General features: G+C 68.8%; 25 protein-coding genes. 10 read left to right on the top strand and 15 right to left on the bottom strand.

What is annotated here, in order from left to right; all coding sequences use genetic code 11:
- Positions 1-12: 12 nt before the first annotated feature.
- Positions 13-1,104, bottom strand: coding sequence for a helix-turn-helix transcriptional regulator (locus WDU93_RS12340; protein ID WP_337321056.1), 1,092 nt, complete (start codon positions 1,102-1,104; stop codon positions 13-15).
- Positions 1,105-1,170: 66 nt separating this feature from the next.
- A complete protein-coding gene (locus WDU93_RS12335) occupies positions 1,171-1,815 on the bottom strand; it encodes a LysE family translocator (protein ID WP_337321055.1) in 645 nt (214 codons plus the stop codon).
- A gap of 76 nt (positions 1,816-1,891) precedes the next feature.
- On the opposite strand from WDU93_RS12335, the gene WDU93_RS12330 reads away from it, so the two are divergent.
- Positions 1,892-2,347: a hypothetical protein gene (locus WDU93_RS12330; protein ID WP_337321053.1), complete on the top strand. Its 456-nt coding sequence runs from the start codon at positions 1,892-1,894 to the stop codon at positions 2,345-2,347.
- Between the two features lie 27 nt (positions 2,348-2,374).
- On the opposite strand, the gene WDU93_RS12325 is transcribed toward WDU93_RS12330, so the two are convergent.
- From WDU93_RS12325 to WDU93_RS12305, 5 genes are all read right to left on the bottom strand, one after another.
- Complete coding sequence (locus WDU93_RS12325) at positions 2,375-2,695, bottom strand: hypothetical protein (RefSeq protein ID WP_337321051.1); 321 nt, start codon at positions 2,693-2,695, stop codon at positions 2,375-2,377.
- 80 nt (positions 2,696-2,775) lie between these two features.
- The gene (locus tag WDU93_RS12320; RefSeq protein WP_337321049.1) at positions 2,776-3,399 is read right to left on the bottom strand and encodes a MarC family protein; all 624 of its coding nucleotides are present in this window, start codon (positions 3,397-3,399) and stop codon (positions 2,776-2,778) included.
- Positions 3,396-4,223, bottom strand: a complete 828-nt coding sequence (locus WDU93_RS12315; protein ID WP_337321047.1) for a shikimate 5-dehydrogenase — start codon at positions 4,221-4,223, stop codon at positions 3,396-3,398. The genes WDU93_RS12320 and WDU93_RS12315 overlap by 4 nt, the downstream gene beginning before the upstream one ends.
- A gap of 9 nt (positions 4,224-4,232) precedes the next feature.
- On the bottom strand, positions 4,233-5,375 hold the full coding sequence (locus WDU93_RS12310) for a HupE/UreJ family protein (protein ID WP_337321045.1): 1,143 nt from the start codon (positions 5,373-5,375) through the stop codon (positions 4,233-4,235).
- A gap of 24 nt (positions 5,376-5,399) precedes the next feature.
- Positions 5,400-5,528: a hypothetical protein gene (locus tag WDU93_RS12305; protein WP_337321043.1), complete on the bottom strand. Its 129-nt coding sequence runs from the start codon at positions 5,526-5,528 to the stop codon at positions 5,400-5,402.
- 169 nt (positions 5,529-5,697) lie between these two features.
- Between WDU93_RS12305 and WDU93_RS12300 the strand changes: the two genes are divergently transcribed.
- Positions 5,698-6,288 carry a hypothetical protein gene (locus WDU93_RS12300; protein WP_337321041.1) on the top strand — a complete coding sequence of 197 codons (591 nt, stop codon included), beginning with the start codon at positions 5,698-5,700 and terminating at the stop codon, positions 6,286-6,288.
- A gap of 24 nt (positions 6,289-6,312) precedes the next feature.
- Here WDU93_RS12300 and WDU93_RS12295 read toward each other — a convergent pair whose 3' ends face one another.
- Together WDU93_RS12295 and WDU93_RS12290 are read right to left on the bottom strand one after the other, a co-directional pair.
- A complete protein-coding gene (locus WDU93_RS12295; RefSeq protein ID WP_337321039.1) occupies positions 6,313-7,614 on the bottom strand; it encodes a hypothetical protein in 1,302 nt (433 codons plus the stop codon).
- A complete protein-coding gene (locus tag WDU93_RS12290) occupies positions 7,611-8,531 on the bottom strand; it encodes a hypothetical protein (protein WP_337321037.1) in 921 nt (306 codons plus the stop codon). Before WDU93_RS12290 ends, WDU93_RS12295 begins: the two co-directional genes overlap by 4 nt.
- Positions 8,532-9,255: 724 nt before the next feature.
- Here WDU93_RS12290 and WDU93_RS12285 point away from each other — a divergent pair.
- The gene (locus WDU93_RS12285) at positions 9,256-9,462 is read left to right on the top strand and encodes a cold-shock protein (RefSeq protein ID WP_337321035.1); all 207 of its coding nucleotides are present in this window, start codon (positions 9,256-9,258) and stop codon (positions 9,460-9,462) included.
- A gap of 68 nt (positions 9,463-9,530) precedes the next feature.
- On the opposite strand, the gene WDU93_RS12280 is transcribed toward WDU93_RS12285, so the two are convergent.
- The 3 genes from WDU93_RS12280 to WDU93_RS12270 all read right to left on the bottom strand — a co-directional run bounded on the left by WDU93_RS12280 (position 9,531) and on the right by WDU93_RS12270 (position 12,334).
- Positions 9,531-10,205 carry an HAD hydrolase-like protein gene (locus WDU93_RS12280; RefSeq protein WP_337321033.1) on the bottom strand — a complete coding sequence of 225 codons (675 nt, stop codon included), beginning with the start codon at positions 10,203-10,205 and terminating at the stop codon, positions 9,531-9,533.
- A 197-nt stretch (positions 10,206-10,402) separates the two neighbouring features.
- On the bottom strand, positions 10,403-11,098 hold the full coding sequence (gene nucS / locus WDU93_RS12275; protein ID WP_337321031.1) for an endonuclease NucS: 696 nt from the start codon (positions 11,096-11,098) through the stop codon (positions 10,403-10,405).
- 9 nt (positions 11,099-11,107) lie between these two features.
- The gene (locus WDU93_RS12270) at positions 11,108-12,334 is read right to left on the bottom strand and encodes an MFS transporter (protein WP_337321029.1); all 1,227 of its coding nucleotides are present in this window, start codon (positions 12,332-12,334) and stop codon (positions 11,108-11,110) included.
- 58 nt (positions 12,335-12,392) lie between these two features.
- Between WDU93_RS12270 and WDU93_RS12265 the strand changes: the two genes are divergently transcribed.
- A complete protein-coding gene (locus tag WDU93_RS12265) occupies positions 12,393-13,460 on the top strand; it encodes a substrate-binding domain-containing protein (RefSeq protein ID WP_337321027.1) in 1,068 nt (355 codons plus the stop codon).
- Between the two features lie 78 nt (positions 13,461-13,538).
- Here WDU93_RS12265 and WDU93_RS12260 read toward each other — a convergent pair whose 3' ends face one another.
- Complete coding sequence (locus WDU93_RS12260) at positions 13,539-15,029, bottom strand: hypothetical protein (protein WP_337321025.1); 1,491 nt, start codon at positions 15,027-15,029, stop codon at positions 13,539-13,541.
- Positions 15,030-15,064: 35 nt separating this feature from the next.
- Positions 15,065-15,409, bottom strand: coding sequence for an L-rhamnose mutarotase (locus WDU93_RS12255; protein ID WP_337321023.1), 345 nt, complete (start codon positions 15,407-15,409; stop codon positions 15,065-15,067).
- Between the two features lie 170 nt (positions 15,410-15,579).
- Here WDU93_RS12255 and WDU93_RS12250 point away from each other — a divergent pair, with 170 nt between their 5' ends.
- The 6 genes from WDU93_RS12250 to mnhG are packed head-to-tail and all read left to right on the top strand — an operon-like array spanning position 15,580 to position 21,913.
- A complete protein-coding gene (locus WDU93_RS12250) occupies positions 15,580-18,531 on the top strand; it encodes a Na+/H+ antiporter subunit A (RefSeq protein ID WP_337321021.1) in 2,952 nt (983 codons plus the stop codon).
- Positions 18,531-19,145 (top strand): Na(+)/H(+) antiporter subunit C, encoded by a 615-nt coding sequence (locus WDU93_RS12245; RefSeq protein WP_337321019.1) that lies wholly within the window; start codon positions 18,531-18,533, stop codon positions 19,143-19,145. The genes WDU93_RS12250 and WDU93_RS12245 overlap by 1 nt, the downstream gene beginning before the upstream one ends.
- Positions 19,142-20,695, top strand: a complete 1,554-nt coding sequence (locus WDU93_RS12240; RefSeq protein WP_337321017.1) for a Na+/H+ antiporter subunit D — start codon at positions 19,142-19,144, stop codon at positions 20,693-20,695. Before WDU93_RS12245 ends, WDU93_RS12240 begins: the two co-directional genes overlap by 4 nt.
- The gene (locus tag WDU93_RS12235) at positions 20,692-21,261 is read left to right on the top strand and encodes a Na+/H+ antiporter subunit E (protein ID WP_337321015.1); all 570 of its coding nucleotides are present in this window, start codon (positions 20,692-20,694) and stop codon (positions 21,259-21,261) included. Before WDU93_RS12240 ends, WDU93_RS12235 begins: the two co-directional genes overlap by 4 nt.
- Complete coding sequence (locus WDU93_RS12230) at positions 21,258-21,527, top strand: MrpF/PhaF family protein (protein ID WP_337321013.1); 270 nt, start codon at positions 21,258-21,260, stop codon at positions 21,525-21,527. Before WDU93_RS12235 ends, WDU93_RS12230 begins: the two co-directional genes overlap by 4 nt.
- Positions 21,524-21,913: a monovalent cation/H(+) antiporter subunit G gene (gene mnhG / locus WDU93_RS12225; protein WP_337321011.1), complete on the top strand. Its 390-nt coding sequence runs from the start codon at positions 21,524-21,526 to the stop codon at positions 21,911-21,913. Before WDU93_RS12230 ends, mnhG begins: the two co-directional genes overlap by 4 nt.
- A gap of 313 nt (positions 21,914-22,226) precedes the next feature.
- On the opposite strand, the gene WDU93_RS12220 is transcribed toward mnhG, so the two are convergent.
- Positions 22,227-22,988 carry an alpha/beta fold hydrolase gene (locus tag WDU93_RS12220; RefSeq protein ID WP_337321009.1) on the bottom strand — a complete coding sequence of 254 codons (762 nt, stop codon included), beginning with the start codon at positions 22,986-22,988 and terminating at the stop codon, positions 22,227-22,229.
- Positions 22,989-23,046 lie beyond the last annotated feature (58 nt).

Below are 23,046 nucleotides of genomic sequence, written 5' to 3'. Positions count from 1 at the left end.
ATCGGATGCCGACTATCCCCGGCGGGTTCGGGCAGTCGACGTCCACAGGGCGGCCGCCTCAGCGCGATTACCCGCACCGAGGGTCTGCAGAATCGTCTCCATGTGCTTGCGCACGGTGCCTTCGGCAATGCCGAGTTCGAAAGCGATCCGTGCGTTCGTGTGACCCCGGGCGACGAGCGCCAACACGTCATGCTGCCTGTCGGTCAGGATCAGCACCCGACCCGTGGCGGGATGGCCTGCGGCATCGGGCACGACCTCGCCCGACGCCGGTTCGATCGACACGACGATGCGTGGTCCGCCATCCGGTGTGGGCAGCGCGGCCGCCCGCACCACCACCCATGCGCCGCTCGGGAGCCGGGTGTGCGCGAAGGTGGGCACCGCATGCCCTGCCGCCGCCTGGCGAGCCGCGGTCATGGGCCAGTAGATGGGGGTCGGAAGGTGACCCCGGCCATCCCACCCGAGGTCGGTGAGGCGCGCCGTGCCGGCCGCGGTTGCCTGCACGATCCGCCCGGATTCGTCGACCAACAGTACGGCGGGGCCTGCCGTAGTGAGCGACCCCGGATTGTCGGGCGGGCACAGCAGCGTCGAGTGCACCCCGAACGAGACGGCCTCTTCGAGGGCGGCGAGGGTGGCGGCCTCATCGGCGGTGAATCCTCGCCGGCCCTGGCCTCGGTACAGGGCGACGGTGGCCCACATCTGTCCGCGCACGCGCACCACGCCGCGCATCTCGTGCGCGAGATCGTAGTGCGGCAGGAGGTCACGAACGCGCGCGTTGCGCCGCGGATCGCCGGTGAGATGGTCAGCGAGGATGCCGACGCCGTCGTGCGTGCGGGCGAGCGTGGTGAGGGTGATCGGATCGGGCTGGGTGAGCTCGATGTGTATGAACAGGTCGTCGTGGGCGTCGTCGATGCCGGTACGGGTGAGGTTCGTCATCAGGCCGCTGTGCGGATCGATGCTGCTGATGACGATCGCGTCGACGGGAATCAGTGCGGTGTAGATCTCCAGCAAAGCGGCAGCGAAGTCGCGCCAGCCCAGCCCATCGGACGCATGACCGACGATCTGCCGTCTGGCTTCGTGGACGGCCCACCCCGAAGTGACCCCCATGCCGAAAATTTTACGCGCCGGTGCGCCGGGGCGGGAGGGATTCGGGGCGGGTGAGCGACCCTCCCCTCAGGGCTTGTTGCCGCTCACGGCCAGCCCCACGCCGAGCCCCACGATGAGGGCGCCGCCCGACGCGCGGATGCCGGCCATCCGCCGCGGGGAGCGGGCGAACCACTGCCGTGCCGTGCCGGAAAGCAGTGCCCAGATCGCGTCGCAGAGGAAACCGATCGTGACGGCGAGAAGGCCGAGCAGCATCATCTGCACGGGGATGTTCCCCGCGGAGAAGTTCACGAACTGCGGCAGCACGGCCACGAAGAAGACGATCGTCTTCGGGTTGGTGATGCCGACGATGAAGCCTTGGCGCAGCATCACGCTGGTTCGCAGGCTGCGGTGGGCCGATGCTCCGGCATCCGTCACGTTCCCGTCGCCCCGGTGCCGGATCGCCTGGATGCCGAGATAGACGAGATATGCCGCGCCGAGCATCTTGATGACGGTGAACAGCACCGCCGACTGCGCCACGATCGTTCCTACCCCGAGCGCGACGGCCGCGACCAGTGGCAGCGTGCCGAGCCCGTTGCCGAGCACACTCAGCAGTCCGCCGCGCCGGCCGTAGGCCAGGGATCGGCCGATCACGAACAACACGCTCGGGCCGGGGATCACGATGAGGATGATCGCCGCGAGAGCGAAAGCGGCGAGGGCATCCGGCGTCGGCATGCCGTCATGCTATCGGCGCGGGCCGAATCGCGCGATGATCGCCGTCCTGGCACGGGTGAGGAGTACCCTCTGCCTCATGACGACACCCATCGACAAGCCCGCCATCCGTCGCCGACTCCTGGCCGTGTTGCAGGGAGGCGTGGGCGCCGCCGCCGACCAGGCCCGCACCGAGCAGACGGGGGCCGAGATCGACCCGGGCACCGCGTACAACATCGACGACCTCGGGCAGTCCGATCAGGATGGCGAGTTCCGCGCCGAGATGCAGGGCGTCGCCGCCGGTGCCCGTGAGGCGATCAACCGACTGAAGAAGATCGATGTCACCCCGGCCGACACCGTGCGTCCCGGCGCCGTCGTCTCCTTCGGCGGCGACAACTATTTCATCGGAGTGGCCGCCTCCGAGTTCACGGCAGACGGCCGCACTTTCACCGGCGTCGCGACCGATGCGCCGATCTACGAAACGATCGCCGGGCTGCGCCGCGGTGATCGGTTCACGTTCCGCGACACCGAATACCTCATCGACGACGTCGTCTGAGCGCTCGGCGGGCCTGGATCGCGTCGGTCACGCCCAGGGGCGACGCCGCAGCGCATCGAGGTCGCCGTCGAGCAGTTCCCGCACCATACCGAGCAGGTCATCACGCGAGGGAGTGCGGATGCTGCCGACGACACTCCCGCCCGGTTCCACGTTCTCGAACGACACCACGTCGGGGTAGATCTCGAGGTTCCATCCGTCTTCATCGCTCGCGGACAGGCTGCCGTGCTCGGGGTCACTTCCGTCGAACGAATCGAGCAGCGTCGCGAACCGTTCGATCGTCACATCGTCGGTGATGCTGGCGCCGTTGGTGTCGACGAACCACACGGCGCGATCGTCAGTGGTGGGCATGGTTCCTCCCGCGAGTCGAGGGCGATCGTGTCTTCATCCTCGTCGTCGGTGCTCTCGACCGCCACCCCGAGTGTGCCGCCTCAGGAACCCGACGCGGACTTCACGAACTCGACCACGCCGTGCAGGGTGAGCTCGACGCCGATCGCGAGGATGAGGAATCCCATGATCCGGGTCAGCGCACCGATGCCGGTGGGGCCGAGCTTGTCTACCAGGGGCGTTCCGTACCGCAGCAGCAGCGCGACGGCGGCCGCGATCACGATGCAGGCAAGCACGACACCGAGACTGCTCTGCCACGACGCATGCCGTGCCGACATCGCGATGACCACACCGATCGCCCCAGGGCCGGCCACCAGCGGCAGTGCCATCGGCGAGAAGCTCACGTCGGTCTGTGTCACCGCACCGGCCTTCTCGGGCTCGGACAGCTGCGGCTTCGCCGAGATCATGCCAAAACCGGAATGCATCACGACCAGACCTCCGGCAACCTGCAACGCGGGCAGGCCGATGCCGAGGAACGACAGCAAAACCGTGCCGACCACGGCGAACACCACAAGGATGCCGCCGACGTACATGCCCGTCTTCCACGCCTGTGCGTGCGCCGCCTTCGGATCCATCGACGAGGTCAGTCCGGCGAAAGCCGCCACCGCGCCGAACGGGTTCGTGATCGGGATGAGCGCAGCGATCGCCGCGAGAAAGACCGGGATCACGCAGACTGCCCCGCCCGCATGAAGTCCTGCGCCGCACTCACCTGATCGTCGGAGGGCCGGATGCCGGTGTACAGCACGAACTGCTCCAGCGCCTGCAGCGTCGCCACCTCGGCGCCGGTGATCACGGTCTTGCCGGCGACCCGTCCTGCCGAGATCAGTGGTGTCTCGGCCGGCAGCGCGACCACGTCGAAGACCACTCGTGCGGCGGCGATCGCTTCCTCAGAGAACGACAGCGCGTGCTCCTCGATCCCTCCGGCCATGCCGATCGGGGTCACGTTCACCAGCACGTCGGCGGTGCTATCCCCCGGCTCGGCGATCCAGGCGAAGTCGTACAGATCGGCGAGAGCGCGGCCGCGTTCCTGGCTGCGGGCGATGATCGTCACATCACGGAATCCGGCATCGCGGAAGGCCGCCGCGGTCGCCTTCGCCATGCCGCCTGACCCGCGGAGCAGCACGCTCGCGGCCGGATCGATGCCGTGCGAGGCGATCAGCTGGGCGATCGCGGCGTAGTCGGTGTTGTACGCGGTGAGCACGCCGTCATCGTTGACGATCGTGTTGACCGAGTCGATGGCGGATGCTGAGGCATCCATGCGATCGACGAGGGCGATGACCTCTTCCTTGTACGGCATCGAGATGGCGCATCCACGAATCCCGAGGCCGCGGACGCCCGCGATCGCCTGGGCCAGGTCGGTCGGCGCGAACGCTTTGTACACCCAGTTCAGCCCCAACTCCTCGTAGAGGAAGTTGTGAAAGCGCGTGCCGTTGTTGCTCGGCCGCGCCGACAGCGAGATGCACAGAGTCGTGTCCTTATTGAGCATTGCCACGGCATCAGGCTACCGAGCGGGTCGCCCGAGCGGGCGTCGGAGTCGGCGGATAGGGCTCCGCTGGCGTGGGAGCCTCCGATCCGTGATCCAGGCAGCCACCGCGACGACCGCGAAGACGCCGGCGACCAGCAGCGACCCGTCGATGAGGGCATCCTCGACCCCCGCGAGCGGATTCGACATCCAGCCCATCCGGTCGATGATCCAGCATCCGGCTGCGATGAGTGCCACTGTGGCGAGGCCGACCCGCACCGACCGCTCCCACCGCGTGCGGGAGAGCAGGTAAAGGCTCGGGAAGATGAGGGTGATCGTGAGCAGCTGCGCAAGCTCGACCCCCACATTGAAGGCCAGCAGTGTCAGCAGCGACAGCCCGCCATCGAACCCCAGATCGGACAGGATGCCGGCGAAGGCCAGTCCATGCACGAGGCCGAACGCCCCGGCGATGATCACCTCTCCGCGAAGAGCCAACGGGCGGATGGCGTGCACGGCGGCGACGGCGACCGATCCGGCGACCAAGACCTCCACGAACGCCGTCGGCAGGGAGATCCACCCCAGTGCCGTGGCGATGAGGGTGAGTGAGTGCCCGACGGCAAAGGCCGTCGCGACGATGACCACGCTGCGAAGCGCCGGGGCGAAGCCTCGACCCGGCGCCCAGCGGCGCGCGGCGTTGACGACGAGCGGGGCGACGAGCAGCAGGGTGATGAGGAACAGCAGGTGGTCGGCGCCCTCCAGCACGTGGTGGAAGCCGTAGCCGATCATGTCGAGCAGTCCGGGTTGCACGGCTTCGCCGATGGTGAGCGTCGGGTCGGAGGCAGTGATGACGCCGGCCGTCGAGATGTCCCCTGCCGCATCGGTGAGCACGACGACCGCTTCGTGCGCGCTGTCGGACGCGGTGACGGCGTCGTAGTCGATGGAGAAGTTCGCGGGGTCGGCGCCGGCGGTGTCGAACGCGACATCCACGCTGAACGACTGGATGCCTTCGACCGACTCCACCGCCGCGTTCGTGTAGCTCTCCGCCCAGGCCGCGCCGTCAGAACCCGTCACGCTGAGGTGCTCGTCGATGTAGGCGACGATGGCCTGAAGGTCGCTCTCCGACAACGTCTCCGCGGTCGCGTAGGACGTGCCGAGCACCCGGTCGACGGTCTCGAGCGCCACCGAGACCGTGGCCTCGGCGGTGTCTTAAGTGAGCCGCATCGCGATCGTGCTGCTGTCGAGACTGTGCGCGGAGGCGGTGGTCACAGGCAGCAGGATCAGCACTGTCGCGAGTGCGGCAGAGGCGGCCATTCCCCATCGGCGAAAGATTTCCATGACGGCAGAATCCTGGGGTTTTCTATGTATGACCTATGCCCCGCTGCGGGGTTCACCGAGAGAGCCGCACTCCCCGCCGAAGTCATTGGTCACGCATAGGAAACAAATAGACATGACCCGCAGAGTGCTTCTCATCATCACTCACACCGGCACCTCGAAGGGGTCCATCATGAACATCAAGCACACGGTCGTCGCACTCGGTCTCGCTGGCATCCTGGGTCTCGCGGGCTGCACGGCGGTCGCCGACACCACTTCCACGGACTCGTCGTCGAGCAGCACCTCCGACACCTCCACCACGGACTCGACGACGGACTCGTCGACGAACACCGATCGCGGGCCCGGCAGCAACGGCGGCGGTCCTGGCGGCGTGGACGTCTCGAGCGTCAGCACCGAAGAGCAGCTCGTCGAGCTGATCCAGGAGGCCTACGGCGATGCCTCCCTCGACCTGCACCGCGGGCACCAGCCGGTGCAGGACGTACTCGACGAGGTACTGGGCATCTCGCACGACGAACTTCACGTGCGCATGGAGGCGGGCCAGAACCTCTCGGAGGTCGCAGAGGATCTCGGTGTCGGTACCGACGCGCTGGTTGCCGCCCTGGTCGAGTCGTGGAGCCCCGCAGTCGACAACCTGCTCGAGGCGGGCACCATCACCCAGTCCGAAGCGGATGCCTACCTCGCGGCGCTCGAAGAGGCCTTCACGTTCCGCGTGACGTGGGACGGCTCGGCCGAGACTCCCACCTTCAGCGGCCTGGATGCTTGAGCGGCGAGGCCTCAGCGAGGCGGTTCAGCGCGTGGCGATCCACGCCTGCCATGCCGCCTCGCTGAAGCGTTCGTCCCCGACGATCCCGACCAGGTCCGGCTCACTGGCGTCGATGCCGTCGATGGCCAACTGCCACGGGTCTCCCCAGGTGTCGGCGAGGAAGGCGAAGTAGGAGCCCGCCGCGACATAGCCGATCCAGGCATCCTCGTCGCGCAGGTTCTCGTCTGAGAAGGTGGCGATGCCCTCGCGGGCGATCGCGTCTGTGACCTCGGGGTAGCCGAACATCTCGCGAGGAGCCACGCCCGAGGCGACCTCGGCGTACACCGCGAAACCCTCGAAGACGGCGGTCGGCGGTTGAGCGTGACTCGGCAGCGGTGCGGCGGCGAAGTGCAACCCGTGGGCGAACTCGTGCAGGAAGGTCTCCAGGCGCTGGTCCGCGCTCAAGGGCCCCAGCATCATCAGCACCGCCGAGGTTTCATCGCCGGTCGCGATGTCGTCCTCGAGGAAGTCCGAACGCGCAGGCGGACGCAGCGCCGGCTGCGCGTAGCCCGCCACCTCCATCTCCCACTCCGCACCGCCATCACCATATTCCCAACGGTGCATACGTTCTGCGTCGTCGGTGATACCCGAGACGAAACCGACCATCGGGGTCTCGCCGCCGACGTCGGTGATCGTCGCGAGGGCGAGTCGGGCCGCCTCCTCTGCGACGTCGACGTTCGCCTCGACGACGTCGCGCTCATCGGCCATGCCGTAGAGCACCACATGCTCCCGCCGGGCGACATGGATCTCCCCCTCGTCCCACGGCATCGGCGCTTGCGGCTCGATGCTCGTGATGCGCATGTCCTCGCCGTCACCCGAGGTGGTTATGTCGTAGCCGAAGCCATGCGTGAGGCGGTAGCCGGCATCCGCATTGCCGCCGCCGCGCACCGGGCGCTGCTCGAAGCCCAGCCCCGCACCGAGCAGGGCCGCCTCCTCTCCATCCGGCCCCGTCGCCGGCAGGATGTACGCGGTCGCCCAGCCGATCTTCGTCGTGTTGTCCCACCACAGCGCAAGCTGCTCACGCGCGTCACCCTCGGCATAAGACAGGAACGTCTCGCGATCCTTCGCGCGCAGCGCCTCGTTCATCGACCCCCATGCGGCCGGGTACTGGGCGGCATCCGAGACGACCTCGGGCAGCCAGGGGGCGCCATCGGGTGGGGTCTCGAAGTCGGCCGCGGGCCCGGGCGGTGGCGAAGCGGGCCACGCGACCAGGGCTGTCACGGCGCTCCCCGCCACCACGGCTGCGGTCGCCGCGAGAGCGATGATGCGAGTGCGGAGGGCGCTCACTCGGCCTTCTCCCCTGCTCCGCCGACCGGATGGATGCCGACGATCCGGACGGCCTGTTCACCCTCGTCGGTGTTCGCTGTGGCGATCGTGACGGTGAAGGCGTTGTCACCCGCGCCGATCAGGTACTGCGTGAAGGGAGCACGCAGGCCGTGGTAGGTGTCTTCGTCGAGTCGCAGCAGCTCAGGCGGAATGCTCAGCGGGTCGGTCTCGTCGATCGCGGGGAAGGCGGCCGACAGTTCTGCCGGGACGACGCCGGCCCCCACCACATCGGCTCCGTCGTCGGAGCCCGCGAAGCAGCGAGAGGCGATGACGCCGTCGATGCGAGCCTCATCGCCGAGCTGCACAAGGGCGGAGAGCGGCGAGAAGCAATGCACCCCGTCCGCGGAGCGCGGGTCGCTGGTGAGTGAGATCGTCGAGGTGGGAGTCTCGTTCCCGGGCATGTCGTCGGCCGACGGGCGCGAGATGCCCGCCACCGCCCAGGGCCCGACCGCGGTCGCCGAGCGGGTGCGATCGGCTTGCTGCGGGGTCTCATCGCCGTAGTAGAAAGGCCGGGTCAGCCAGATGTTCTGCGGCATGGTCGCGGTGTACTCCTCGCCGAGCAGCTGGTACGAGTAGCTGATCTCGACGACCGCCTGGGCGGTGTCGGCATACTCCGGAGTGCTCGCGTCGAGCCGCAACGAGAGCACGGTGTAGTCGGCGTGCAGATCGAGGGCCTCAGCTGCCGTCTTCTCGCCCGCGATCGGCGCGCCCACCGGCACGGCGGCGGTCAGCAACGGGCTCGCGGAGGCGCGCCAGGCGTCATCCGAGGTGATTGCCGCATCGAGGAACGCGCGCAGCGTGGCATCCGCCTCGTTCTTGATCTCGGCACGCGCCCACTGGGGCAGCACGATCGACGCACCGACGGCTAGAGCCGACACGATCACACACGCCGTGACGATCGCTGCCGTACCCCCGGGTCGGCGCCGCGGTGCGGGCGGCGCCGACCCTGTAGGTGCAGCAGATTCCGCAGAAGGCGGGACGGGATCGACAGCGCTCATCGGTCTCCTCGGTGATGACTGTTCACAGTATGAACCAGACATCACTCCGGAAGGCCGAGCGCGGTTCCGGGGAAGTAGGGGGAGCGAGCAGCCGCTCTCCCTCTATCCCCCGGAACCTGCGATCCCCCTTCTCGGTTCTTCAGTCTCTGCGGCGCCCCGCCTAGTCTGAAGTTGCATGCAGTGAGCTTTCGCCGTCGCGGTTCCCCAACCAACGAAACGGCCTCCCCAGCGCCTTCGGCGATCCCTGCATGCATCCGACCCCCGAGTGATCCGCTCCCCAGCGGGTCATCTTGGGGCCTTGAGAACATCATGGCACTTTTTTCTCGATTTGTCCCCCATATGGAGGACAAATTCTTGAGAAGTGTGTGTAAGCTATTCCTGACGCACCCTCCGGTCGTCTTCGGCCCTCATCGCTCCCCCCGCGATGAGGGCCACCTCTTTCTTCGGCGATGATTCGCTCTCGCCCGTCCGAACCCTCGCGCGGACTCGTGCAACATTTGGGTCACCATCCCTCTTGGCATGGTGCGCCGGGGGCACTCTGGGCTACCGTTGGCACCAGCCGAGGCATCCAGCGTCGGCGTAGCAATCAGCAGAACGGCAGTAAATGAGCACCCAGGGCACGGTCAAGTGGTTCAACTCGGAGAAGGGCTTCGGCTTCATCTCCCCCGATGACGGCGGCGACGACGTGTTCGCGCACTACTCCGCCATCCAGTCCTCCGGCTACCGCTCCCTCGACGAGAACCAGCGCGTCGAGTTCGATGTGGCGCAGGGCCCCAAGGGCCTGCAGGCCGAGAACATCCGCCCCATCTGAGCGGCGGACCTCTCACGGGATCCCCGTCGGAGCACCAGAGATGGTGACTCCGGCGGGGATCTCTGCATTCAGACGGGCGAGTGCTCCAACAGGAGGGGCAGCAGCTCGTCCGGGGTGGAGACGTGGTGTGCGGCATCCGCACCTTCGGCGGCGTCGCCGAAGCCCCAGCCGACGAAGATGACGGGGATGCCGTATTCCGCGGCGCCCTCGAGGTCGTGGTGACGGTCGCCGACCAGCACCGGGCGTGAGACGTCGGCGCCCGCGGCCGCCAGGCGCTCGAGCGCCCAGCCGATCACGGCGCCCTTGCCGTCGCTGCGCCCTTCGGGCCCGGGGCGGGCGCCCGAGATCGCGGTGAACGCATCGATCAGGCCGTAGTGCTCGAGAATGGCCCGCACCTGGTTCTCGGGCTTGGTGCTCGCCGTCGACTGGGGGATGCCGGCATCCTGCACGGCGCGCACCACCTCGGGCACGCCGGGGTAGAGACTGACACTGGCGGCATATCCCTCGCCCGCCGCGAGCTCACGGTACCGACGCACGGCCTCTTCGGCCTGGTCCGGGTCGAGCCCGGCCAGCTGCTGGAACGACTCGTACATCGGCGGGCCGATCCAGTGCTTGAGCGTCTCGGGATCGGGGTCGTCGAGTCCGAACGAGGCGTATACCTGACGCAGTCGCGGGAAGATGCCGGCCGAGGCGTCGGCGATCGTGCCGTCGACGTCCCACAGGACGCACGTGAAGGAAGCCATGCCTTCCACCCTATTCGCCGCCCCGCCCCACCCCGCCCCGCCCCAACCCACCCACCTTCGCCGAGACCCCGTCTTGTCGTCGACACCCCGTGCTGTAGACGCCCACAGCACGGGGTGTGGGCGGTAGGTAGGGGTCTCGGCGGAGGGGTGGGTGGGGGCGTGAGGCGGGGGGCGGGGGGGAGAGAGAAGAGGGGGGGTTAGAAGAGGCGGGGGATGCCGGACTCGACGCCCTTCATGTCCTCGTAGTCGAGCACGAGGCAGCGGATGCCGCGGTCTTCGGCGAGCACGCGGGCCTGCGGCTTGATCTCCTGCGCGGCGAACACACCCTGCACGGGGGAGAGGTGCGGATCACGGCCCAGCAACTCGAGGTAGCGGGTGAGCTGCTCGACGCCGTCGATGTCTCCGCGGCGCTTCACCTCGACCGCGATCGCAGCTCCCGCGGCATCCCGCACCATGAGGTCGACCGGGCCGATGGCCGTCGGGTACTCGCGACGTACGAGCGTCGCTCCCTCGGCGATGAGGTCGACCTGTTCGGCGAGCAGGCGCTGCAGGTCGGCCTCGACGCCGTCCTTCTGCAGCCCGGGGTCGACGCCGAGATCGTGACTGGTGTCGCTGAGGATCTCGTAGATCTGCACGCGCAGGGCGTCGCCGGTCTTCTTGTGCGTGACGCGCCACACCTCGGTGACCCCGGCACTGGATTCCTCGTCGCCGGGCTCCTCGGTGGTGAGGGAGCACGGCGGGCTCATCCAGTTCAGGGGCTTGTAGCTGCCGCCGTCGGAGTGCACGAGCAGGCTGCCGTCGCCCTTGTGCACCAGCAGGCGCGTGGCCAGGGGCAGGTGGGCGTTGAGGCGACCGGTGTAGTCGACGGAGCAGCGGGCGATGACGAGACGCACCCGACGAGCCTACTTCGTCGCCGGCGTCTTCTCGTCCTCGCGGAGTGGCCGGGCCGCGCCCGAGAACAGTCCGGATGCCACGACCAGTGCGACCAGGATGAACAGCGTGTTCAGCAGGCCGATGTGCTCGCTGATGATGCCGAGCACGGGCGGCCCGCCGAGGAAGGCGACGTATCCGATGGTCGCCGCCGCGCTCACGCGGGCGGCCGCCTTGGCGGGGTCATCGGCCGCCGCCGACATGCCCAGCGGGAAGCCCAGCGATGCGCCGATGCCCCACAGGGCCGCGCCCACGAACACCAACGGCAGCGTGGGGGCGAGGATGAAGAGCAGGATGCCGGCGGCCGCTGTCACCGCGAGCACGCGCAGCACCGTGACCCGGCCGAAACGGTCGACCAACGGGCCGCCGAACAGACGCACGACGGTCATGCCGATGGAGAAGATCGCCAGCGAGACGGCACCGGTGCCGGCGGCGAAGCCGTGGCCCTGCTCCGTGCCCAGAGCGATCCAGTCATTGGCGCCGCCCTCGGCGAACGACATGCCGAGCATGACGATGCCCAGCAGGTAGGTGCGCGGCTCGCGCCAGGCCTCGAGGGCGGTGTGCATCCGCTCGCGCCAGTGCGGCTTCTCCTGCGGTTCGGGATCGAGCGCGGCCTCACGGTCGGGCACCTGAGCGAAGCAGAGCACGGCCAGGACGGCGATGAGGATGCCCATCGCGCCGGCGTGCATGGCGACGTTGAGGCCGAGCCCTGCGGCGAGGGCGCCGATGCCTGCGCCGATGACGGTGCCGAAGCTGAAGAAGGCGTGGAAGACCGGCAGGATCGTCTTGCCCATCTGCTGCTCGATGGCTGTCGCCTCGACGTTCATCATCACGTCGACGGCACCGTTGCCGAGCCCGAACAGGGCCATGCCCAACAGCACCACGGCGGGTGAGCCGAGCAGGTCGGCACCGATGCCGACGAGGGCGATGCCGGTGGCGAACGTGAGCATCGACAGCAGCATGCCGCGGCGGGCGCCGATGCGCGCCATGATCGCGGGGCCGGCCGAGATGCCGACGATCGAGGAGATGCCCATGCCGAGCAGCAGCAGGCCGACCTGGGCGTTGTCGAAGCCCAGCGCCTCTTTGATCCCGGGGACGCGCGATGCCCAGGTCGCGATCGACAGACCGCTGGCGAGGAAGATCGCGAAGATCGCGATGCGCCAGCGCGCGAACTGGGATCGGGTGAGGGTGCTGTCCATGCGACCAGCGTATCGAATCGATTCGATATCCGGCAATCCGCCGCGTTATCCTCAGAGCATGAGCAACCGCGAACGCCGGGCGACGATCTCCGACGTCGCCAAGGCGGCAGGTGTGTCGACCTCGACCGCCTCCGTCGTCTTCAGCGGCAAGGTGAACGTCGCCGAGGCGACCCGTGAGCGCGTGCTGGCGGCAGCATCCGAGCTGGGCTACACCGGGCCCGACCCGCGCGCGGCCTCACTGCGCCGGGGGAGGAGCGGCATCGTCGGTGTGGTGCTCGCCGGCCACCTGCGGCATGCCTTCCTCGACCCGGTCACCACCGCGATGATGGACGGTCTCACCGACGCGCTCGCCGACGTCAGCACCGGCATCCTCCTCCTGCGCGACGACCCTTTCGGCGGCGAGGCGCCACCGATCGCCGAGGCGCCGATGGATGCCGTCGTGCTGATCGGCTGCTCCGACCGCATCCGCGAGGCCGTCGAGATCGTGCGCCGCCGCGGCATGCCCGCCGTCGTCATCGAGGGCGACGGCGACGATGACCTCACCGAGATCTCCCTGGACAACCGCGAGGCCAGCGCCATGCTCGCCCGCCACCTCGCCGACCTCGGGCACACGCGCGTCGCCTCGGTCGCGCTGCCGCTCGGGCCCCAGCGACTGCGCGGACTGATCACCCCCGATCGGCTCGACGACGCCACGGTCGGCGTCACCCTCGACCGCCTCGCCGGGTTCCGCGATGTGTATCCGGATGCCCCGGTGATCAGCACCGCCGGCAGTCTCATCGACGAGGGGCTGGCCGCCGGGCGCACGTTGCTGGGTGACCCCGAGACGCGCCCCACGGCGATCGTCGCGCAGAGCGACCTGCTGGCGGTCGGCGTCATTCGGGCCGCGGAGGAGATCGGCCTGCGAGTGCCCGAGGACCTCAGTGTGGTCGGCTTCGACGGCATCGCGGTCGATGGACTCGGTTCGCACGAGCTCACCACAGTCGTCCAGCCCGCACTGGAGAAGGGCCGGGCGGCCGGCGAGCAGATCGCCCGGATGCTGGCCGGTGAGCCGGGGGAGTCGGTGCACTTCACCGTGCAGTTCCGGCCGGGCGAGACGACGGCGCCGCCGGCCCGCCCGTTTCGCTGACGTCGTCCCGATTCGCGGGTCCTTCGCCCGGATTCGTCAGCAGATCGGGACACGGTCAGTGAATCGGGACCGATGGCCTCACGAGACGGGCTCACCCACGGGCAACGGATGCGAGCCGAAGTCGACGATGCGGTAGCGCCCGCACTCGATGACGGCATCGGGCACGGCTCCCGGTGGCACCTGGAACGCCCCCGACTGGGCATCCTCGAGCAGGAAGGTCACCTCGCGGGTCTGGAAGTCGTGCCGGTTCACGAGCCATGCATACCCGTCGAGCGTCGCGTGCAGCTGCAGCAGCTGTGACGGGTCGTCGGCGTGCAGCTTGGGCAGCCGGACGGTCCAGAACTGACCGCCGCCGGTGCGGTCGGATGCCGCCACCCAGTCGGTCACGCAGGCGAGATCGGCATCCGGATGCTGCGCAGCCGCCACCAGCCGCGGCACGCTCCCCACACCGGCGACGAGCAGTGCCGCGGCGACGGCGGCGATGAGCACCCGGGGCCGCGGCAGCCGCACCGCCCGCGGCGTGACGAGCAGGGCGAGCAGCGGGGCGAACGCGGCCGGGGCGAGGTAGCGGGTGGCATGGGTGCCGAGTGCGATGCCGCCCACGACGACGGCGAGCGGAATGAGCCAGGCGGATGCCGCGACCAGCCGTGCTCCCGGTTCGCGCACGCGCAGCGTCTGCACGACGGCGACGGCGATCAGAGCGAGCAGGACGGCGCCGGCCAGGATGCCGAGGGGCGTGCGCAACCGCTCCAGGGCGAAGTCGCCGTAGTACTGCACCGACGCGAGCCACTCGCCGGGTTGCACGTAGCCGGCACCGCTGCGCATGATCCACGGCTCCAGCGGCATCCGCAGCGCCATGCCGAGCACGCTGCCGACGCCGAGCGCGGCGATGAGCAGGATGCTGGCGCGCCGGAGCGTCTGGCGCCACGCGCCGATGGCCAGCAGCAGCGCCAGGGGAGCGGTGGCCCAGACCGCATAGAGCGGGTTGGACAGCACGGACACCGCGGCGATCACGGCAAGGGCGAGCGGGGCACCCCACCCCAGGTGCGGGCGCTCCAGCGCTCGCCGCACGATGCCGATCGACGCGATCATGGCGATCACCGTCGCGGAATAGTACGTCGTCGTCAGCAGCAGGGAGGCGACCTCGAAACTCGTACGCGACGCGCTCGTCTCGGTCACCGCGATCAGTCCGAAGACGCCCAGGGCGATCACCGACCAGGCCACGGGTGCGCGTCCGGGGGAGCGGCGCCCGGCCGCCAGACGCAGCGCACCGTAGAGGCCGAGCACGTTCACCACGGCGTTCACGGCGAGCAGCCCGTTCACGTTCAGCGGCAGTGCGCTCAGCAGCGCGAACACCGCCGACTCGGGGATGAACAGCACGCTCGACATCGCCCAGTCCAGCGGTTCTCCGCTGAACAGTGAGCGCACGAACATCGCCACGATGAGCGAGTCGCCGTCGCGGAACAGCATCTCCGATCGTGCCGTCGAGGCGACCTGTCCGGCGACGATCAGCGCCAGCGCCGTCGCCGCCAGCCAGCCGGCACCCTCGCGTACCCACACTCCCCGCATGCGACCACTCTGCCGCACGCCGTGTGGTCGGTCGCTCAGGGGCGGTCTTCGTCGGCGAGCTGTGTCGTCAGGCGCCAGACCTGTTCGAGGGGCACCGTACCGGACGGTTCGCCATCGGCATCCCGGAACACCTCGACGAAACGGCCGATGTCGGCCTGCCAGGCGGCGTCGACGGGATCGTCGCGCAGACCCTCGAGCACGGCATCCCAGTCGTCGCAGTCGACGAGATGGAACAGGCGATGTCCCGAGCGCCAGATGGTCCAGTCGTGGATGCCGAGCTCGGTGAACCGCGCCGCCAGCGCATCCGGGATGCGCACGTGGTGGCTGCGGTAGTCGTCGATCGCACCGTCGCGGATCTCGGAATGCAGGGCAAGACGCATGGGACTCCTTGGGGTCTGATCTGATGACCATTCTGGGACCGGGAGGTGAGGTTCGTCACGACCCAAAAGACGCAGCCTGAGGAAGGCGGGCGCGCACAGGGCACCCTCTAGACTGGGTGTCGACACCTCCCATCGCGCCGGAAGGCCCCGACGACCCTGAGGAGCCGCGCATGCTTTTGCTCCTCGTCGTGTTCCTCGCGGGATCCCTGCTGCTTCCCGCGCTGGTGCGCTGGCTGGGGGCGCAGGCCTTCGCCATCGGCGCCCTGGTGCCCGCCGCCGCCTTCGTTCATGCGCTCATGCGCACACCGGACGTGCTCGATCCCGCTCATGTGCCGTTCGAGACATATGCGTGGATTCCGCAGCTCGGCTTGAACATCTCCATGCGGATGGACGTGCTCAGCTGGGTGATGACGCTCATCGTCACCGGCGTCGGGGCACTGGTGCTGCTCTACTGCCGTTGGTACTTCCACGACAATGCGTCCAGCGTGGTGCAGTTCTCGGGCGTGCTGCTCGGTTTCGCCGGCGCCATGTATGGGCTCGTGCTCACCGACGACCTGGTCATGCTCGTCATGTTCTGGGAGCTGACCAGCATCCTCTCGTACCTGCTCATCGGCCACTATCGCCGCCGCGCGACCAGTCGTCGATCGGCGCTGCAGGCCCTCATGGTCACGACGCTCGGCGGCCTGGTGATGTTCGTCGGCGTCATCCTGCTGGTCGTGCACACCGGCACCAGCAGCATCCACGAGATCCTCGTTCTGCGCCCGACGGGGCCGGTGGTGGATGCCGCGATCGTCATGCTTCTCGTCGGGGCGATCACCAAGTCGGCGCTGTTCCCGTTCCACTTCTGGCTGCCGGGCGCGATGGCGGCGCCCACGCCAGTCAGCGCCTACCTGCACGCCGCGGCCATGGTGAAGGCCGGTATCTATCTCATCGCGCGCTTCGCGCCGGTCTTCGCGTTCTCCCCCACCTGGCGGCCGATCGTGATCACCCTCGGTGTGATCACGATGCTGCTCGGCGGGGTGCAGGCCCTGCGCGAGACCGACCTCAAGCGCATCCTTGCGTTCGGCACCGTCAGCCAGCTGGGCTTCTTCTCGGTCGTGATCGGCTACGGCACGCAGGCGGCGGCGCTTGCCGGCCTGGCGCTGGTGATCGGTCACGCGCTGTTCAAGTCGGCCCTGTTTCTCATCGTCGGCATCATCGACCGCCAGCTCTCCACCCGCGACATCACCGAGCTCTCGGGCCTGGGCCGCCAGGCACCGGTGATGGCGACAGCGGCGTTCATCTCGATCGGCTCGATGGTGGGCATCATCCCCACGCTCGGCTTCGTCGCCAAGGAGTCGACGCTGACCGCGTTGCTCGACGAGGCGATGGGCGGCGCGCCCTGGGGCATCGTCGCCTTCATCGGCGTCGTCCTCGGTGCCGTGCTCACCACCGCCTACGGCGCGCGCTTCCTCTGGGGCGCGTTCTGGCGCAAGCGGGATGCCGACGGCGCATATATGCCCGATACGGAATGGCCGGACCCGCCGGTCGGATTCCTTGCTGCGCCGATCCTTCTCGCCGGCGCCACCATCGCGCTCGGGCTGGGAGCCTCGTCACTCGATGTGCCGCTGCAGCACTACGCCGACACGGCCGCGCCGGGCATCGACGGGCAGGGGGCCGGACACCTCGCCCTCTGGCACGGGCTTGAACCCGCCCTGTTCCTCTCGATCGGGGCGATCGCCTTCGGCATCCTGCTCTTCGTCGGCACCGTCGGCACCGGCTGGGACCGCCGCCCCCGCTTGCTGCCGTTCACCGCGACCGACGTCTACTACGGCGTCATGCGCGGCATCGACCGGCTCTCGGTGCTCACCACGACCTTCACCCAGCGCGGTTCGCTGCCGCTGTATGTCGGCACGATCTTCGTCGTCCTCGTCGCCTCGGAGGCCACGGCGCTCGTCGCCGCCGTGCCCGATCGTCTTGAACTGTCGGCCTGGCACACACCCACGCAGCTCGTCGTCGCGCCGATCATGGCGGCCGCAGCGGTGATCGCGGTGCGCGCCAAGAAGCGCTACACCGGCGTGGTGCTGGTCTCCGTCACCGGGCTCGGCATGGTCGTGCTGTTCGCGACGAGTGGCGCCCCGGATCTCGCGCTCACGCAGATCCTCATCGAGACGGTCACCCTGGTCACCTTCGCCCTCGTCCTGCGCCGCCTGCCCTCGCGCCTGGGTGAGCGCAACGCCTCGGTGGGACGAGTACCGCGCGCCATTCTCGCGATCGCGGTCGGCGTGATCATGGCGTGCGTCACGATCGTCGCCACGCAGGCGCGCATCACGCGGCCGATCTCGGAGCGTTTCACCGAGCTCGCGTACGAGATCGGCCACGGCATGAACGTCGTCAACGTCGCCCTCGTCGACCTGCGCGGCTGGGACACCATGGGCGAGCTCAGCGTGCTCGTGCTGGCTGCGACGGGTGTGGCATCCCTGGTCTTCGTCACCCACCGCGACGACCGCCTGTCCTCGGCGAAGGGCCTGCCCGCCGGCGCACGCAACCTGCCGGCCAGCGCCCGCCGTGCGGCCGCCCGCCGCCCACTCGTCGAGACCACCGAGGGCGTGCGCTTCCAGACCGCAGAGAACCGGGATGCCCCCCGCGCCTGGCTCGTCGGTGGACAGCAGGTCAAGGCGGAGAACCGCTCGATCCTGCTCGAGGTGATCGTGCGCATCCTGTTCCACACGATCATCGTCGTGTCGATCTACCTGCTCTTCGCCGGCCACAACGGCCCCGGTGGTGGCTTCGCCGGCGGCCTGGTCGCCGGCATGGCCCTGGTCATGCGGTACATCGCCGGTGGGCGCTGGGAGCTCGGCGCGGCCGCCCCCGCCGATGCCGGGCGCCTGCTCGGGGCCGGGCTCTTCCTCGCCGTCGGTACGGCGGTGATGCCGCTGTTCTTCCAGATGGCGCCGTTGGAGAGCACGGTCTGGGAGGCCGACGTGCCCGTCCTCGGACACCTTGAGTTCGTGTCGTCGACGTTCTTCGACATCGGCGTCTACCTCGTCGTGATCGGGCTCGTGCTCGATGTGCTGCGCAGCCTCGGCGCCGAGGTCGACCGTCAGACGCAGGAGATGCGCGCGCGGGGGGTGAACGTCTGATGGATGTCTCGCTCACCCTGATCATCATCATGGCGGTACTCTTCGCCTGCGGCGTCTACGCGATGCTCGAGCGCAGCCTCACCCGCGTGCTCATCGGCTTCCTGCTGCTGGGCAACGCCACCAACCTGCTGCTGCTGATCGTGATGGGCGTGCCAGGCAGCGCGCCCTTTTACGGTACCGAGGGCGAGGTCAGCGATCCGCTGCCGCAGGCGTTGACCCTGACGGCCATCGTCATCACCTTCGCCGTCTCGGCCTTCCTGCTCGCCCTCATCTACCGTTCCTGGCAGCTCGGTCAGGCCGACACGGTGGCCGATGACGAAGCCGACATCGCGCTGCGCGCCCGCACGGATGCCGAAGAAGACGTCTTCGACGACGAGGCGCTCATCGAAGACGAGGACGCCACGACCGACTTCGTCGGCGTCAACACCTCACCGATCACCGTGCTGCACATGCGCGATCACCCCGCCATCCACGACGACGCGCCCGTCGACCGGCCCTGGCTGCCGGATGGCCCGGGTGACGCGGCATCCGACGCCGCCTCCGGCAGTGATGCCACACGCCGCGACGACCACGACGAGAAGGACGACCACGACGAGAAGGGAGAGGGCCGATGAGCGCACTCGTTCCCCTTCTCGTCGCCCTGCCGCTGCTCGGCGCGGCCGTCACGCTCATCTTCGGGCGCCGTCCGCGGCTGCAGATGATCGTCACCGCGGGCACGCTCGCCGCCGTGTCGGTGATCGCCGCTGTGCTGCTCGTCGCCGTCGACCAGGGCACGCCGCTGGCGGTTTCGGTCGGTGGCTGGCCGCTGCCGTTCGGCATCGTGCTCTATGTCGACCGCTTCGCCGCGCTGCTCGTGCTGGTCTCGAGCATCGTGCTGCTCGCGGTGCTGCTGTTCTCGATCGGTCAGGGTGCCGCCGACGGGGTGGAAGACACCCCGATCTCGATCTTCAACCCGACGTACCTCATCCTCGCCGCCGGCATCTTCGACGCCTTCATCGCGGGCGACCTGTTCAACCTCTACGTCGGCTTCGAGATCCTGCTCGTCGCCTCGTATGTGCTCATCACCCTGGGCAGCACCGAATCCCGCATCCGCACCGGCGCCGTCTACATCGTCGTCTCGCTGGTGTCGTCGATCCTCTTCCTCGCCGCGATCGCGATGATCTATGGTGCGGTCGGGACCGTGAACATGGCGCAGATCGCCGAGCGGGTGGCGGAACTGCCGCAGGAGACGCAGCTCGTGTTGCACCTCATGCTGCTCGTCGCGTTCGGTATCAAGGCCGCCATCTTCCCGGTCTCGTTCTGGCTGCCCGACTCGTACCCCACTGCCCCCGCGCCGGTCACCGCCGTGTTCGCCGGCCTGCTGACCAAGGTCGGCGTGTACGCGCTGATCCGCACCGAGACGCAGCTGTTCGGTGAGAACTCGATCGACACGCTGCTGCTCGTCGTGGCGCTGGCGACCATGATCGTCGGCGTACTCGGTGCTGTGGCGCAGGCCGAGCTGAAACGCATCCTGTCGTTCACGCTCGTCAGCCACGTCGGGTACATGATCTTCGGTCTGGCGATCGCGACGCCAGCGGCGATCGGCGCGACGGTGTACTACATCGTGCACCACATCGTCGTGCAGACGACCCTGTTCCTCGCTGTCGGGCTCATCGAACGCAAGGCCGGCAGCACGTCGATCCTGCGGGTCAGCGGGCTGATGAAGGCCGCGCCGTTGCTGGCGCTGCTCTACTTCGTGCCGGCGATCAACCTGGGTGGCCTGCCGCCCTTCTCGGGGTTCATCGGCAAGGTCGGGCTGTTCGAGGCCGCGGCATCCGTCGGCACCCCGCTGATGATCGTGCTCATCTTCGGCGGCATCATCACCTCGCTGCTCACCCTGTACGCCCTCATGCGCGCCTGGAACCTCGCGTTCTGGCGCGAAGAGGACGACGGCGCCGAGCTCGATGGGCGCGTTACCTATCTCGGCAACGCGCCGGCGGCCGACATGCAGAAGGAGGCCCGCCGCATCCCCGCGATCATGTACATCGCGACCGGCGGCATGGTCGCCGTCACCCTCGCTCTCACGGTGTTCGCCGGGCCGCTGTATGCGCTGTGCGACCGCATCGGCGACGCCCTGCTCAAGCCCGTCACCCTCGTGCAGCTCGACGAGGAGGTGGCCGGATGAGAACCGAGACGCGTCGCCGCATCCGCCGCGACATCGCGCTGCAGCTGCCGTTCCTGCTGTGGCTGGTGGTGTTGTGGATGCTGCTGTGGCACCAGTTCACCCCGCTGTCGCTGGTCACGGGCATCATCGTCGCGGTGTTCGTCACGCGGGTGTTCCGCCTGCCGACGGTCGAGCTCGTCGGGCGGGTGAACCTCTGGTACGCGTTCCTTGCCGTGGTGCAGTTCCTCTGGGCGGTGCTGCTGGGTGCGCTGAGCGTGGCGGCGCAGGTGTTCGACTTCCGGCGGCAGCCGGGTGCCGCGATCGTCGGGGTGCCGCTGCGCTACGCCGACGACATCCTGATGACCCACGTCGCGGTCATCTCCTCTCTCGTGCCCGGGTCGCTCGTCGTCGAGGCCGACCGTGACCGGCGCATCCTGTACGTGCACGTGATCGGTGTGCGCGACCGCGCCGAGGTCGAGAAGGTGCGCGAGGACGTGCTGCGCTGGGAGAAGCGGGTCGTGCGTGCGCTCGGCACGCCGGCACAGTACCGTGCGCTGCGCGAAGACGAAGCGGGAGGTCGCCGATGAATGTCGTGCTCGCGATCATCATGGTGGCGTTCGGTCTCGCCGCGATCCTCACGGTGGTGCGGATCGTGATCGGACCGTCGATCCTCGATCGCACGGTCGCCAGTGACGTGCTGCTGACCGAGGTGATGTGTGTGCTCGGTGCGGAGATGGCGATCAACGGGCACACCCGCAACATCCCTGTGCTGCTCATCATCGCCGCGGTGGGCGTGTTCGGGTCGATCTCGGTCGCCCGCTACGTCGCGCGAAGGGACAACACGACATCATGACCGTCTTCGACTTCGTGATTCCCGACGCCGTGATCGACGGCGTGGTGCTGGGGTTGGTGTTGGCGGGGGCGCTGCTGTGCCTGTCGGCGGCGATCGGGCTGCTGCGCTTTCGCGATGTGCCCACCCGCCTGCACGCGGCCACCAAGCCGCAGGTGCTGGGGTTGGCGCTGATCTGCCTGGCGATCGCGCTGTCGCAGCGTGATGTCGGCGGGGTGCTGATGGGGCTGCTGCTGGTGGCGCCCGTCGTGCTGATGCAGTTCGCGACCGCTCCGCTCTCGGCGCACATGGTGGGTCGTCAGGCGTACCGCAACGGCACGATCGACCAGCGCCACCTCGTCGCCGACGAGTACGCCGAGTCCAAGGAAACCCCTCCCGCCGCCGGCTGACCCCCACGGGCCCCTTTGCCTGCTTCCTCGTTGCCTTGCCGGGCTTTCCCTGCCGGGTTTCCCTGCCGGGTTTCCCTGCCGGGTTTGGGGCGCATTCTCGCGTTTGGGGCGCGCCAGTGCCGCCCCGAACGCACGGATCCGCCCCAAACCGGGCAGACCGACCGCCCTGCGCTTCGGCCGACCCTTCTCACAGGTTTGGGGCGCATTCTCGCGTTTGGGGCGCGCCAGTGCCGCCCCAAACGCACAGATCCGCCCCAAACCCGGCAGAACCGGGGACTCGGGGACTCGGGGGGAGGAGGGATAGGTGAGGGGGTCAGAGGGTGGTGATGAAGCTGCGGATGAGCGTGGCGGCCTCGCTCGAGTCGCTGATCAGCGTGCCGTGGCCGTGGCCGGGGATCTCGGCGAGCTCGGCCCCGGGGATCGACGAGACGATCTCGTGGCACCACGACGGGGGAGCGAGCGGATCATCCTCTCCGCGAAGCACGAGCGCCGGCACGCGCACCCGGCGATAGGCCTGCTCGGGTCGGTGCACGATCGTCGCACGCATCTTGCGGATGAGGTTCGGGCCACCGCGCAGGTACTCGCGCGCACCGCGCCAGATCACCTCGGGCCGCTCGCCGATGAGATCCTTCAACAGGTAGCCCGCCTGCGCACGGATGCTGCGCGCAGCGCTGTTCACGGTGGGACCGGCGAGCACCACGGCGGAGACGACGTCGGGATGCCGCGCGGCGACCTCGGCCGCGATCTGGCTGCCCATAGAATGCCCGAGCACGACGGCATCCGTGATGCCACGCTCGCGCAGGAACGCCGCAACGAGATCCGCGTGCCGCTCCATCGTGAGGGTGCGGGCGGGCTCGGGCGCCTCGCCGAAACCGGGCAGGTCGACGCCGATCACCCGCCCCTCGAGCCGGGAGACGAGGTCGACGTACACGCTGCGCCCCATCCCGATGCCGTGCAGCAGCACGACCGGGTGCGTGCCCGCACCGAAATCCTCGGTGATGAGGATCGCCCCCGCATGCGCGAACTCCGTGAGGACGGCGGGCGTTCCCTCAGGGGCGAGCAGGCGTTCCGGCATCCTGCCACGCTACCGGGCGTCGGCTGACAGGAATCCGCGAACGGCCGCGAACCAGCGC

This window comes from Microbacterium istanbulense (genome assembly GCF_037204145.1).
Lineage (GTDB): Bacteria > Actinomycetota > Actinomycetes > Actinomycetales > Microbacteriaceae > Microbacterium > Microbacterium istanbulense.
The sequence above is the reverse complement of the archived record's forward strand: the minus strand, read 5'-3'. Positions and strand labels throughout refer to the sequence as shown.